The sequence below is a fragment of the Enterobacter sp. 22466 genome (assembly GCF_052044775.1).
GTDB classification, from domain to species: domain Bacteria; phylum Pseudomonadota; class Gammaproteobacteria; order Enterobacterales; family Enterobacteriaceae; genus Enterobacter; species Enterobacter dissolvens.
In genome coordinates, this window is record NZ_JBQENX010000006.1 from 239,039 (window position 1) to 252,500 (window position 13,462).

A 13,462-nucleotide genomic window follows, 5' to 3' on the forward strand; every position below is an offset into this window, starting at 1 on the left:
CCGGGGTGAGGGCATCAGGCCGCACACAACCATGCTATGCTGTTGACCGAATTAACGACAACATCGCAGGGGAGAACATGGGTTCCACACGTAAAGGGATGCTGAACGTCCTGATCGCCGCCGTTTTATGGGGCAGCTCAGGGGTTTGCGCGCAGTACATCATGGAGAAAAGCCAGATCTCGTCACCCTATCTGACCATGGTTCGCCTGCTGTTTACCGGCCTGATCCTGCTGACCTTGTCCTTCGTTCACGGCGACAAGATTTTCTCGGTCATCAAACATCGCAAAGACGCCCTCAGCCTGCTGTTTTTCTCCCTGGCTGGCGCGCTCACGGTGCAGCTCACCTTCCTGGTGACAATCGAGAAATCCAACGCGGCTACGGCCACCGTGCTGCAGTTTCTGTCGCCGACGATTATCGTGGCGTGGTTTGCGCTGGCGCGGAAAAAGCGGCCGGGTCTGTTTGTGCTTTCGGCGATCCTGACCTCACTGGTGGGGACATTTTTGCTGGTGACCCATGGCGACCCTACCTCGCTCTCTATCTCACCTGCCGCGCTGTTCTTCGGCATTGCCTCGGCCTTTGCCGCGGCGTTTTACACGACGTATCCGTCAACCCTGATCGCCCGCTACGGCACCTTGCCGATTGTCGGCTGGAGTATGTTGATTGCCGGGTTAATGCTGACGCCGTTCTACGCCGGACGCGGCACCGCGTTTGTCATTGACGGCAGCCTGCTACTGGCGTTTTTCTACCTGGTGGTGATCGGCACGGCGCTGACGTTCAGCCTGTACCTGAAAGGCGCGCAGATGATCGGCGGGCCGAAGGCAAGCATTCTGAGCTGTGCCGAGCCACTGAGCAGCGCGTTACTGTCGGTGATTTTGCTGGGCGTGGCGTTTACCCTGCCGGACTGGCTGGGCACGCTGCTGATCGTGTCGTCGGTGGTGTTGATTTCGATGGATTCGAGAAAACGGGTGAAAGCCCCGGCGTAGCCTGATGCCCTCACCCCAACCCTCTCCCACGGGAGAGGGAGAAAAAGCATTACTTTACCTTCACTTTCCCTGCCACCAGCAGCGCCGTCAGCAACATCAGCGTGCCGGAGATGACCAGCGGCGACGTCAGCCCAAGGTGGTCGAGCGCCACGCCGCCCACCGCCGCGCCGCAGGTGTTCGCCAGCTGGATCACCGCCACCTGAATCGACCCGGCTTTTTCAGCCTGATCGGCCAGCGAGCGGGTGATCCACGTCGACCAGCCCACCGGCACCAGCGCAAAAGCAAAGCCCCAGATAATTGCAATCGCCGAGGCCACCCATTTGTCGCTGCCCCACAGAATCAGCACGACGGCACTGACAGCCAGTACCAGCGGGGCGCCAGCAAGCGCCACTTTCAGGGAGCGCTTCAGGAACTGAGACGACAGCGAGGTGCCGACAAAGCTGGCGATACCGAAGCTGAGCAGCACCAGCGTCAGGCCATCCACGTCAAAGCCCGCCATGGTCATAAAGACCGGGCGGATATAGGTAAAGAAGGCAAACTGCCCGGCAAAGGCCATGAAGATGGCGGTCATCCCCGCCAGCACGCCGGGGCGCTTAAGCAGACTGAACATGTTCTGTTTGTGGTGCGCCGCTTCGCCCGGCAGGGGCGGCAGCGCTTTCCACACCCACAGAATGCAGAGAAAACCCATCACCGCTGCGGCGTTAAAGACGTTACGCCAGCCGATGATTCCGCCAAGGAAACTCCCCAGCGGCGCGGCAATCACCAGCGCGATGGAGACCGCGCCAAAGATAACGGAGAGGGCTTTCGGCACGGTGCGCGTCGGCACCAGTCGCATGGTGAGCGAGGCCGACATCGCCCAGAAGCCGCCGAGCCCCAGGCCAAGACAGGCGCGCCCCAGCAACAGCAGGGTGAAGCTCTCCGCGAAAGAGACCAGCAGGCAGGAGAGCGTCAGGAGCACGCTGAAGAGAATGACCACTTTGCGGCGATCAATCGCGCCAATCACCTGCGTGATAAACAGGCTGGCAAACATCGCCACAAACGCGGTCACGGTAACGGACTGCCCTGCCACGCCCTCGGAAATACCCAGATCCTGCGCCATCGGCGTCAGCAGGCTGACCGGTAAAAACTCGACGGTAATAAGACAGGCGACACAGAACGCCACGGAAAAAACCGCCGACCAGTTGGGGCGAGAAACCTCTTTGGTCTGCGGTCTGATCGTGGGCTGGATATGTTCTGTCATGGCGTCACCTGAAGATAAAAACGTGCGGGAAAGTCGCGCAGTTTATCATCAAAAGTGTGACGGATTTAACGTTTAGACAACTTTTCTTGCATCGCCGCTTTCGCCAGCCCGACGATCCACTCCTGATGCGCGTTGATCATGGGGTTCGGTAGGGTACGTGCTAATTCCTGCGCCGGTACGCCTTTCTGCGACTCCTGAGTCAAAATACGGACGCGGTTACCCGGTAAGTCTTCAAACAGCCAGGCGTGGTAGGCATCCAGACGTGCGCTCTCCTCCCCTTCCACCCAGCCGTGCCAGGCGATACGCGCCGCCTCGCCATCGACCGGCGGAACGTACTCCGTCACCCGCGCCTCAACCGGAAAACCAAAGGTGGTGAAACGAAAGCGGGCGTCGGCACTCAGTTCCGGGCCACTGCCATCATGGAAACGAATATCGCTGGCGTTGCTGTAATAGCCCGGCCACAGGCTGGTGTCGTTGAGCTGCGCCCAGATCGCTTTCGCGCTCAGTCCGGCGACAATGATTTCATTCGACGCAAAGTTATCGGTGGTGCCTGGCAGGTAATCGTCTGGCCAGATAATGGCGGATTGTTTCATGGTTCACCTCATCGTGAGTGGATGAGGTGATGGTGCGCCCGTGAGTGGTATAAATCTAATGATGATGCCTTATACTCATCATCACGGTTCGTGATATCAGTGCAGGTAAAACACGCCCTCTTCCGGCAGAAAGAGCTGGTTGTAACGCAGCTGGAAAGCGTTCAGCTCCTGCGGATCCGGCTCCATCTCGCGCATAAAGCCGAGGGCGAGGCGGATTTGCGCATCGGTGATCGGCGCGGCCAGACGGGCTTTACGCAGCATGCGGTGCCAGGTGTGGAGATTCTCTTCGCTACCGTCGACGATACACACCTGCCAGATGAGCAGCACCTGGGCGGCGTTTTGCAGATGCGCTTCGTCCGGGCGTTCAAGGTAGCGGATAAACTCATTGCCGGGCGTTTTACCGAACTGATCGATCATCGACTCGACCGGCATCGGGGTGATACCCAGCCGTTCGCTTAAACGTTTGATGGCGCGGCGGGAATCCGAGGTCAGGACACGAAACCCAACCACAAACACCACGGCAAGCGTTGCCAGCATTATCCAGACCATGCGTTCTCCTTTGAATAGCCGCTCATCATAGCGGGAAACTCAGGGTATCGACAGCGGGCACGGCCATAATAGTGAACTGAAAAAAGGTAGAATATCGTCATGAAAACGGATCTGCGCACGCTGGATCTTAACCTGCTGAAAACGCTCGACGCCCTGCTGGATGAACGCAGCGTCACCCGCGCGGCGGCGCGTCTGGCCCTGACCCAGCCGGCGGTCAGCGGCATGCTGAACCGCCTGCGGGATTACTTCGACGACCCGCTGTTTATCCGAGCGCCCCACGGCATCGTACCCACGACCCGTGCGGAAGAGCTGGCCGCGCCGGTGAAGCGCATCCTGGCAGATATCGACCTCCTGCTGCAGCCGGTGGCGTTTGACCCACTGCAGGCCACCCTCACCTTCACGCTTGCCGCCACCGATTACGCGCTCCGCGCGATTGCGGTGCCGTTTATCGCGGCACTGAAGGTGCGGGCACCGGCAATACGCGTGCGGGTTATACCTGTCGATTCCGAGCGCATGATGAACCAGCTTGAACGCGGGAACGTTGACGTGGCGCTGATCACGCCCCATACCACGCCAGACGACCTGCACAGCCGGGCGCTTTATGATGAACGGTACGTTTGCATGATGCGTGCCGACCACCCGGACGCGGGCAAACCGCTCTCTCTGGCGCGCTTTTGCGCCCTTGAACACGTGCTGGTCTCTTATGAAGGTGATAGTTTTCGCGGCGTGACGGATGGCGCGCTGGAAAAAATGGGCCGGACGCGGCACGTGGGGTTATCGGTGAGCAACTTCCTGGTACTGCCGGATGTACTGGCGATAAGCGATATGATCGCCGTGGTACCGTCACGGATAGCGGAAAACCAGACGGGAATGTTTGTCTGCAACACACCGGTTCCGGTGCCGGGTTTCACCAAGTGCATGGCCTGGCACACCAGAACACACCGTAACCCCGCGCAAATGTGGCTGCGCGGGTTGTTGCTGGAAACCAGTCAGCGAGCCTGAAGCCCTTTCAGCAGTGCCTCGTGGAAGCGTGCAGGATCCTGCATCTGCGGCGCGTGCCCCATGTCGTTGAACTCAACCAGCGTTGCGTGCGGGATGCGTTTCGCCGTCTCCTTCCCCAGCACCGCATAGTTGCCGAGCGTTTTGCGGATCTCAGGCGGGGCGAGATCTTTCCCGATGGCGGTGTTGTCCTTCGTGCCGATCATCAATAATACCGGCATCTTCAGTTCACTAAATTCGTAGATCACCGGCTGGGTGTAAATCATGTCGTAGAGCAGCGCCGAGTTCCAGGCCACACGTTCTTTTCCCGGCCCGTTGTTCAGCCCGGCGAGCATGGTGACCCAACGCTCATACTCCGGCTTCCACTCTCCGGCGTAGTAGGTATTTTTCTCGTACTGACGAATGCCATCGGCGCTGACCTTCAGCTCGCGCTGGTACCACTGATCGACCGTAATATGCGGCACGCCGCGCGCTTTCCAGTCTTCCAGACCAATTGGGTTGACCATCACCAGCTGCTCCACCTGCTGCGGCCACATCAGCGCATAGCGGGTCGCCAGCATGCCGCCGGTCGAGTGGCCGATAACCGTCACGCGCTCGACGCCGAGCGTTTTCAGCAAGGCGTGGGTGTTATCAGCCAGTTGCTGAAAGGTGTACTGATAATGCTCCGGCTTGGTGGATTTACAAAAGCCAATCTGGTCGGGAGCGATCACCCGATAACCGCTGGCTGAGAGCGCACGGATAGTGCCGTCCCAGGTACCGGCGCAGAAGTTTTTGCCGTGCATCAGCACCACGGTGCGGCCGTTGGGTTTTTCCGGCTTCACGTCCAGGTAGGCCATATCCAGAGACTGATTTTGCGAGGTAAAGGTAAAGTGCTTTACCGGCCAGCCGTAGTCGAAACCTTCCAGCTTCTCGCCGTAGGTGGGCGCATCCGTAGCCATTGCGGGGGTTGTCAGCGCCATCAACAGCGCCAGGCAGGATAATCGTCGGGTCAACATGCAAGCTCTCCCATAGCAAAAGGAATAAGGCTGCGCGAAAGGCGGCAGCAAAAAAAACTGTAGAGCAAGGAGAGGGGTGAGTGTGTAAAGCGGGGTAAAGACTGGAATTTAAAACAAAAAAGCCCGGCATCACACACCGGGCAACGAAGTCACCTGCACACTCAGGCTGCTTTTAATTTCTGCACACGATTTTCACGGCGAATTTTACGTTCTTCGAGCACCGCAACCATCGCCATCAGGACGATACAGCCGATGGCGGCGGCATCCAGCGCCGCAAAGGTGCCAGCCCAGCCGGTGAGGCCGAAAATCGGCGTGCCGTCGGCAATCATCCCCAGACCCAGCTTGGCGAAGCTGTCGCCGATCAGGTAGGCGAAGGTACCTTTAATCCCATCGGCGGCGCCGATCGCTTTTTTCGGTACAAAACCTACCGCCGCTACGCCGATCAACAGCTGCGGACCAAACACGAGGAAGCCGAGCGCAAACAGGGACGCCAGGTAAACGTACTGGTTGCTGGCGTGCTGGTAGACGCCCAGGGTAGCGATAATCAGCGCCAGCGCGACGCAGGCCACCAGCGCACGACGACCGTTGGCGAGGTCAGAGAGCCAGCCCCACAGCAGGGTGCCGACCAGTGCGCCCACTTCAAACAGGGTGAAGCCCTGAATCGCCACCTCTTTAGAGAGCTTCAGCTCCTGGAAGGCATACACGGTGGACCACTGGTCAATACCGATGCGCACCACGTACAGGAAAATGTTGGAGAAGCAGAGCAGCCAAATCACTTTGTTTTTCAGCACGTACTCAACAAAGATCTGCCATTTTGTCATCTCGTTCTCTTCGGTCTCTTTGTCCTCTTCGCTGATCGTCTCGCCGAACAGCTCTTCGGCTTTGCCGAGGCCGTAAGATTCCGGAGAGTCGCTGCCGAAACGCAGACCGATAAAACCGACAATCAGGGCGATAATCGACGGGAAGATAAACATGCCGATCACGTGACCGTCAAACAGGTAGTTCGCGCCGAACAGCGCCACGCCTGCCGCACCCGCCCCGCCAAGGTTGTGGGAGATGTTCCACATGCCAAGGTATGAACCACGCTTACGGCGCGGGGTCCATTTGGTGATGGTGGAGTAGCTGCACGACCCACCGGTACTCTGGAAGAAACCGCTCAGGGCGTAGAAAGCGATCATCAGGAACAGGCTGACGGAGCCCGCGCCCATGCTGGCGCTGAAACCGAGCATACAGATGGCGGAGAGGATCAGCATAAACGGCAGGAATTGCTTGGTGTTTTTGCCGTCTGCATAGTACGAGACAACGGTTTTGCCCACGCCGTAAGTGATGGAGAAGCCCAGGCCAATCATCCCCAGCTGCGTCATGCTCAGCCCGTAGGTGGAGATCATGTCGTTCTGCGCGATGTTAAAGTTTTTGCGGATCAGGTACATGGTCAGGTAGCCGATAAAGACCACCAGATAGGACTGCATGAACGGTTTGAACCACATTTTGCGCCGCACGTCGAGCGGCAGATCCAGGGTCGGCTTGCGCACCTGATTGAGGAAGGCCAGCATGGTTTGCTCCTGAGCTGATTTTTACCTGCGAATGGCAGGCATTGTAAAAATCAGCCAGGAGAGATGCCTGAGACAGCGTCCAGGTAAAACCGGGAAAATTTCTTAGTTTTGCGCCACTCGGGGTGAAAAGGTGAGGCGCATCACATCACCCTGGCTTCACGCGGCGCCTGCGCATGCAAAAACGGCAGTAGCAGCAGGGCCGATATCCCCGCCGCGATGGCGATCACGGCAAAGAAACCGCTCCAGTGCCAGATGTCGATCACCCGCGCCAGCGGCCAGCCGGAGAGGGATGCGCCAAGGTAGGCAAACAGCCCGACGAAGCCCGTCGCCGCACCGGCCGCCTCTTTATGCGAGCATTCTGCCGCCGCCATGCCGATCAGCATCTGCGGACCAAACACGAAGAAGCCGATGGTAAAGAAGCACGCCGCCTGCATCACGTAGCTGGCGAACGGCATCAACCACAGCGAGCCGACGGAGAGTAAGATTCCTGCCGCAAAGATGAGGTTCATCGGGCCACGGTTGCCGTTGAAGAGTTTATCCGAGCCCCAGCCCGCCACCAGCGCGCCGATAAACCCGCCCAGCTCGAACATGGTCACCGCCGAGTTGGCGGTCACCAGATCCACCCCCAGCGTCTCGGACATGTACAGGTTACCCCAGTCGTTGATGGCCGCGCGTACCACGTAGACCAGCACGTAGCAGAGCGACAGCAGCCAAATGTACGGGTTTTTCAGCACGTATTTGGTAAGGATCTCTTTGCGGGACAGCCCCGCCCCCTCCTGCTGCTGGGCAATCTCCATCTCGTCGTGCCGCCAGTCGCCTACCGGCGGAAGCCCCACAGTTTGTGGCCTGTCGCGCAGTCGCCAGCAGAGGAACAGCCCGGCCAGGATCGCCAGACCACCGGCAATCATCATCCCCGCGCGCCAGCCGTAGTGCAGCGCCGCTGCGCCCACCACCATCGGGATCAGCGCTCCACCGACGTTATGCGCGGTGTTCCAGATAGCCCACCAGCCGCCGCGCTCGTTGCGGGAATACCACGCCGTGAGCAGGCGGGCGCAGACCGGCGCGCCCCAGCCCTGGAAAAAGGCGTTCAGCGCCCACAGCAGGGCAAAGGCCCAGAGCGAGGTGGAAAAGCCAAACAGAATGTTCACCACGCCGGTGGCGATCAGCCCAAAGCCCATAAAGTAGCGGGCGTTGGAGCGGTCGCTGACGATGCCGGAGAAAAACTTCGACAGGCCGTAGGTGATGTAGAACAGCGTCGCCAGCAGGCCGATATCGGTGCGGGTCATCACGCCGCTGGCAAGGATTTCCGGCGCGGCGGCGTTGAAGCTTTTGCGGGTGAAGTAAAACAGCGCGTAGCCGAGCCAGATGGTGATCAGGATATGGCGACGCCAGTAGCGGTAGCGGGCATCGATCTCCGCTTTGTCACCTATCGGCGCGGCGTTAGCGGGGGTTTTAAACATGGTGGCTCCTTAGCGGCAGGCTGACGCTGACGCGTGTCCCGTGGGTGCAGGAGATACTCAGCGTGCCGCCCAGCGCCTTCACGCGCTCGCGCATACCCGCCAGACCAAAGCCCTGCTGCCCGGAGCCGGGCGGCAGACCGCAGCCGTCGTCTTCAATCACCAGCCTGAGGCTTTCATCCTGCTGCCAGCCCTGCAACGTCACCGCGCTGGCGTTGGCGTGCTTAACGATATTATTCAGTCCTTCCTGACAGACGCGGAACAGCGTGACGCGCTGGCCTTCACTCAGCGCAGATTCGTTAATCTGCCAGTCGAGATGGCTGACAATCCCGCGGCTTTCCAGCTCCATCTCGCGCATCAGGGAGCGCACCGCCTGTTCCAGAGAGAGATCGTCCAGCTGGCGCGGACGCAGCCTGCCCAGCAGGCGACGCACCGAATCGTACACGCCAAGGGAGAGCTGTTCGATATGCGCCCCGCCCTGCTTCACCCCGGCGTTATCCGCCGCCAGACGCTGGACGATACCCGCCTGGGTGCGGATGGCGGTGATGGTCTGGCCGATGTCGTCGTGCAGCTCGCGCGCCACTTCCTGGCGTACATTCTCTTCAGTCTCCAGCAGACGCTCTGCCAGACGGCGATTGCGCGACAGCTCGGTTTGCAGGGACTGGTTCAGCTCACGCAGGCGCTGAATGCCCGCGCCGAGCAGCAGCCCGGTCAGGCTCTGCGCCAGCAGGGAGAGCAGCAAATCCACCGGATGATCGTGCCAGGTCTGGCTGGCAATCAGCGCAATGGCGTTCATCAACGTGGCGATAAGCGCCCCCTGCCAGCCGTAGTGCCAGGCGAGCGCAATGATTGGCAGCGCGAGACAAAACGGGGTAAAACGGGAAAGCTCGGCAGGCAGGCCAAGCTGTAGCCACAGGCTCACCACAAACAGAAGCAAGTACCAGATAAGATGCCGGGCGCGCCAGTTTACCGGCTGAGAGACCAGCGACGGACCGAGCGGCTGCCAGACGGTGCTGGTGAGATAGTGCCAGAAAACCAGACAGGTGGGGGCCAGCGTCAGGCCGCCGGTCAGGGTCAGCAGCAGGGCGTTAAGCATCTCCTTTTCGCCTACCCACGGCAGGGATTGCAGCAGCGCGGCGGCAATCAGCGCCGCCCCCTGGCGCAGCAGCGTGCGCCAGTCGCGCTGGTGACGATAGCGGGAAATTAACGCAACCGGGAGGAGCGTGAGCAGGCTTCCGGTCATCAATAAGGGCAGATGCGCGAGGGCGACTTCCTGCGACAACCAGATCAGCATCAGCCATTCTGCACCCAACAAAACCGGCCAGTAGCCGCGCGGGCATTGCAACATCAGTCCCAGACGCAGGCCGAAGGGAAACAGCAACACCGCCAGCGCCGGGCGCTCCACCAGGTGCAGGCTGATGCTCCACAGGCAGAACCAGGCGGCGGAGAAGATAAAAAAGCTGGCAACAACGGCGATCAGCCGCGAAATCAGCGGGTTCATTGCCAGCTATCGAACATGCGGCGCGCCAGCTCGACGTCATTACTGACGTTGAGTTTTTCCATCAGGTTGGCGCGGTGAACGTGCACGGTTTTGGGCGACAAACCCAGTTCGGCGGCAATCTCTTTCACCGCCATCCCCTGAGCGAGTTTTTCTGCCACCTGACGCTCACGCCGGGTAAGCGGATCCTGACGTCCGGCGGCCAGCTTGAGGGCGATGTCCGGCGTCAGGTAGCAGCCGCCCGTCGCGACGGTGCGCACGGCGGCGATCAGCTCATCCGGGCTGCAGCGTTTTGACAGGAACCCACGCGCGCCGGCGTTGAGCGCCTGCTCCACCAGCGCCGGGCTGTCGTGAACCGAGAGCATGATAATCGCCATCCCTTTCGGTAACTGGCTCAGCAGCTCCAGTCCGGAGAGATCCGGCATGGAGATATCGCAGATACAGACCTGTACCCCACGCCCCGGCAGGCCCGCCAGCGCCTCGCGCCCGGAACCGAACTCGGCCACCACCTGAAAATCCGGTTCGAGGTTGAGAAGCTGGGCAAATCCGGAGCGGACGATAAGATGGTCGTCGATAAGGGCGATGGTGGTCATGTCTGTTCCTGCGGTCTGAAAACGCCGGATGGCGCTGCGCTTATCCGGCCTACAAGAGCGAAAGACGCTTACCTTAAGCGATCTATTCGAAGAACACCGCAATTTTGTTAAACATGGTGGGGTCGGACTGGTTGCGCGCCACTCTGGTGACGTCTTCGAGCTTGTCGATCTGGGCCATCATCTGCTCCAGACGCTGGTCATCGTTGACCAGTAGCCAGATGCGGCTGTGCTCGCTGCCCTGAATCGGCAGACAAAGAATGCCTTCCACGTTAAACGCGCGGCGGGCAAACAGCCCGCAGACGTGGGTCATGACGCCAGGGTGGTTGCGGACGGTGAGTTCCAGAATGACGTTTTCATGTTGTTTCTGCATGGCTTATTCCCCCACCATCTCAGTATTTGCCGCACCCGGCGGCACCATCGGATACACTTTTTGTTCAGGGTCGATACGGACGTGGATCAGCGCCGGGCCCGGACGAGAGATCGCCGCCTGCAGCGCTGCGTGGGCGTCCTCTTCTGCGTTCAGATCGCAGGTATGCAGGCCAAAACCGGCGGCAATTTGCATAAAGTTAATCATCCCCGGATAGGTCGCCGCAAACACCCCCTGCTTGTAGAACAGGCTCTGCTGCTGGTGTACCAGCCCCAGCGCCTCGTTGTTCATCAGGATGATTTTAACGTCTAACTGATTTTCAGCCGCGGTGGCCATCTCCTGAATGTTCATCATCAGGCTGCCGTCACCGGAGAAGCAGATCACCTTGCGGTCCGGGTTCGCCAGCGCCGCCCCAACTGCCGCAGGCAGACCAAAGCCCATGGTTCCCAGGCCGCCGGAGGTCAGCCACTGACGCGGACGGTTCAACGGATAGGCCTGGGCGGTCCACATCTGGTGCTGGCCCACGTCGGTGGTGATGATTGCGCTGTCGTCCACGCAGGCGGCCACGGCGTTAATCAGCCCGTAGTGGCTCAGCGGGTCGCCTTCGGTTGGGATCGCACCCGGGAACTCGCGTTGCAGATCCGCCACCATCTGACGCCAGTCTGCGCGGTCAGTTGCGTCCGTCTGCGGGATCAGCTGCGCCAGCACGTCGGCCACGTCCCCCTGAATCGCCACGTGCGGCTGTTTGATTTTACCCAGCTCGGCGCGGTCGATATCCACGTGAATAATTTTTGCGTTCGGGCAGAACTGCTCGGTTTTACCAATCGCCCGGTCATCAAAACGTGCGCCCATCACAATCAGCAAATCCGCCTCTTGCAGGATGTAATTGGTGCTGCGCGCGCCGTGCATGCCCAGCATTCCTAATGACAGCGGATGCGCTTTAGGCAGCATACCGAGCGCCATCAGGGTCATGGTGGTGGGCAGGTTGGCTTTTTCAGCGAACTGACGGATTTCATCTGCGGCGTTGATTGCCCCGCCGCCCAGATAGAGCACCGGACGTTTAGCGGCGTTGATCATGGCCGCGGCGTCGCGCACGCTCTCAGCGCTGAATTCTGGCGCGGGCGCCCGCTCGCCCGGCTCCGGCAGCACGTCGATCTCAATTTCTGCGGTCTGGACATCCTTAGGAATGTCTATCCACACCGGGCCTGGACGACCGGACTGCGCAATGCGGAACGCATCGCTGATAACCTGAGGAAGCTCGGCGATGTCGCGAACTAAATAGTTATGTTTGGTGATGGGGATAGAAATACCGTAGGTATCCACTTCCTGGAACGCATCGGTACCGATCATTGAGGACGGCACCTGGCCGGTAATGCAAATGAGCGGAATGGAATCGAGACGCGCGTCGGCGATGGCGGTCACCAGGTTGGTCGCCCCCGGACCGCTACAGGCCATACAGACTGCCGGTTTACCCTGCGTACGCGCCATGCCCTGAGCGATAAACCCCGCTCCCTGCTCGTGACGCGCCAGCACGTGACGAATCTGCGTGCTTTGGCTTAATGCATCGTACAACGGCAGTACCGTACCGCCCGGAATACCCGCAACCGTGGTAATGCCCTGTCGTTCCAGTAAGTGAACGATCAGCTGCGCGCCGGTAAAACGCGTCTTGGTGGATGTTGTGCCCGAACTTGCCATGCTCCAGTCCTTTTCTTCTGAGCCAGCTTTACGCGTCGTATTTCAGGTTGCAGATGCGTTGGCTGCGTTCCCTCACCCCAGTCACGTACCTATGTACGCTCCTGGGGATTCGCTCACTTGCCGCCTTCCTGCAACCCGAACTACTTAGCGTATCCGGGAGGGGTCCTAAACGAAAAACCCCGCCCGGTTTGCGCCGGCGGGGTTTTGGATTCGTGTGTTGATCCAGTCCCTACGGCGCATTGCCGACGACCACCACCACACGCACGACGACCACTGCGGCTGGTTGCGCAGTTTTTAGTAGGGTCGCGGTGTTCATGGATGCAGTCATGGGGGACCTGTGTTTGGAATCATTGATTGAATTTATACAAACACAGGTTTTCGGGCGTGACAATGGAAATATTTTCATCTGCGCAAAAATGCGTCAGGGATCACGTTTTAGTATGTTGCTCGCTCATTCCAGGCGTCACTATAGATGACATTTCCGTCGCAATGCTTCCAGGTGATTTTCTCATAGCGTATGAGAACCGTTTCGAGGTGTGTTCCGGTGTTGGCACCTGGATACAAATCGGGTGTAATAGAAGTTATTTTTACATTCTCCATGATGATATTAAAATACTCCTCCTCTAAACCAGCCTCATTAATCTGATACATCTTTATGGTGGCTGACTGAAGCGTTCTCCCCGTACTCAACGCCCGAAATAAAAACGGAGTGACACGATCAAATTCCTTCTGGAACATGACGGGCATATGTATGCGCGTGCCCGTCAATTTCCCGGTATTCCCGTCGACCGGGATATTGACATTATGAGTGAACGATTTGAGTTCAATTGCACCTTCACGCCCTGACACCAGGCAGGGGCCTACCATTGGAGAACCATTTTCATCTGTCAGAAACAAATAAGCCGGATTTGACATACAAACTCCTTTTTATAAAACTCAA

At 59.2% G+C, this 13,462-nt stretch carries 14 protein-coding genes; 2 read left to right on the top strand and 12 right to left on the bottom strand.

Features of this window, described 5'->3' with window-relative positions; translation table 11 throughout:
* The first annotated feature begins 77 nt into the window (after positions 1–77).
* A complete protein-coding gene (locus tag ACTJJI_RS17045) occupies positions 78–983 on the top strand; it encodes an EamA family transporter (RefSeq protein WP_063411749.1) in 906 nt (301 codons plus the stop codon).
* Between the two features lie 49 nt (positions 984–1,032).
* Here the strand turns inward: ACTJJI_RS17045 and nepI are convergent, their stop codons facing one another.
* The 3 genes from nepI to ACTJJI_RS17060 form a co-directional block, all read right to left on the bottom strand.
* Positions 1,033–2,223, bottom strand: a complete 1,191-nt coding sequence (gene nepI, locus ACTJJI_RS17050) for a purine ribonucleoside efflux pump NepI (RefSeq protein ID WP_063411750.1) — start codon at positions 2,221–2,223, stop codon at positions 1,033–1,035.
* 65 nt (positions 2,224–2,288) lie between these two features.
* Complete coding sequence (locus tag ACTJJI_RS17055) at positions 2,289–2,816, bottom strand: SRPBCC domain-containing protein (RefSeq protein ID WP_047360541.1); 528 nt, start codon at positions 2,814–2,816, stop codon at positions 2,289–2,291.
* 96 nt (positions 2,817–2,912) lie between these two features.
* Positions 2,913–3,365 (bottom strand): DUF1198 domain-containing protein, encoded by a 453-nt coding sequence (locus ACTJJI_RS17060; RefSeq protein WP_014830062.1) that lies wholly within the window; start codon positions 3,363–3,365, stop codon positions 2,913–2,915.
* 99 nt (positions 3,366–3,464) lie between these two features.
* Here ACTJJI_RS17060 and ACTJJI_RS17065 point away from each other — a divergent pair, with 99 nt between their 5' ends.
* Positions 3,465–4,367 (top strand): LysR family transcriptional regulator, encoded by a 903-nt coding sequence (locus ACTJJI_RS17065; RefSeq protein ID WP_440654944.1) that lies wholly within the window; start codon positions 3,465–3,467, stop codon positions 4,365–4,367.
* Here ACTJJI_RS17065 and ACTJJI_RS17070 read toward each other — a convergent pair.
* The 9 genes from ACTJJI_RS17070 to ACTJJI_RS17110 all read right to left on the bottom strand — a co-directional run bounded on the left by ACTJJI_RS17070 (position 4,355) and on the right by ACTJJI_RS17110 (position 13,437).
* On the bottom strand, positions 4,355–5,359 hold the full coding sequence (locus ACTJJI_RS17070; protein WP_125365835.1) for an alpha/beta fold hydrolase: 1,005 nt from the start codon (positions 5,357–5,359) through the stop codon (positions 4,355–4,357). The two genes, ACTJJI_RS17065 and ACTJJI_RS17070, sit on opposite strands and share 13 nt — an antisense overlap.
* 161 nt (positions 5,360–5,520) lie before the next feature.
* The gene (gene uhpT / locus ACTJJI_RS17075) at positions 5,521–6,912 is read right to left on the bottom strand and encodes a hexose-6-phosphate:phosphate antiporter (RefSeq protein WP_020684662.1); all 1,392 of its coding nucleotides are present in this window, start codon (positions 6,910–6,912) and stop codon (positions 5,521–5,523) included.
* Positions 6,913–7,052: 140 nt separating this feature from the next.
* The gene (locus ACTJJI_RS17080) at positions 7,053–8,372 is read right to left on the bottom strand and encodes an MFS transporter (protein WP_014830058.1); all 1,320 of its coding nucleotides are present in this window, start codon (positions 8,370–8,372) and stop codon (positions 7,053–7,055) included.
* Entirely contained in the window at positions 8,365–9,870 is a 1,506-nt protein-coding gene (gene uhpB / locus ACTJJI_RS17085; RefSeq protein ID WP_050861167.1) for a signal transduction histidine-protein kinase/phosphatase UhpB, read from the bottom strand. The genes ACTJJI_RS17080 and uhpB overlap by 8 nt, the downstream gene beginning before the upstream one ends.
* Positions 9,867–10,460, bottom strand: coding sequence for a transcriptional regulator UhpA (gene uhpA / locus ACTJJI_RS17090; protein ID WP_014830056.1), 594 nt, complete (start codon positions 10,458–10,460; stop codon positions 9,867–9,869). The genes uhpB and uhpA overlap by 4 nt, the downstream gene beginning before the upstream one ends.
* Positions 10,461–10,542: 82 nt before the next feature.
* Entirely contained in the window at positions 10,543–10,830 is a 288-nt protein-coding gene (ilvN, locus tag ACTJJI_RS17095; protein ID WP_001171659.1) for an acetolactate synthase small subunit, read from the bottom strand.
* A gap of 3 nt (positions 10,831–10,833) precedes the next feature.
* Entirely contained in the window at positions 10,834–12,522 is a 1,689-nt protein-coding gene (ilvB, locus tag ACTJJI_RS17100; protein WP_046888828.1) for an acetolactate synthase large subunit, read from the bottom strand.
* Positions 12,523–12,751: 229 nt separating this feature from the next.
* Positions 12,752–12,850, bottom strand: coding sequence for an ilvB operon leader peptide IvbL (ivbL, locus tag ACTJJI_RS17105; protein WP_071830013.1), 99 nt, complete (start codon positions 12,848–12,850; stop codon positions 12,752–12,754).
* 107 nt (positions 12,851–12,957) lie between these two features.
* Complete coding sequence (locus tag ACTJJI_RS17110) at positions 12,958–13,437, bottom strand: Hcp family type VI secretion system effector (RefSeq protein WP_083021658.1); 480 nt, start codon at positions 13,435–13,437, stop codon at positions 12,958–12,960.
* Positions 13,438–13,462: the final 25 nt, after the last annotated feature.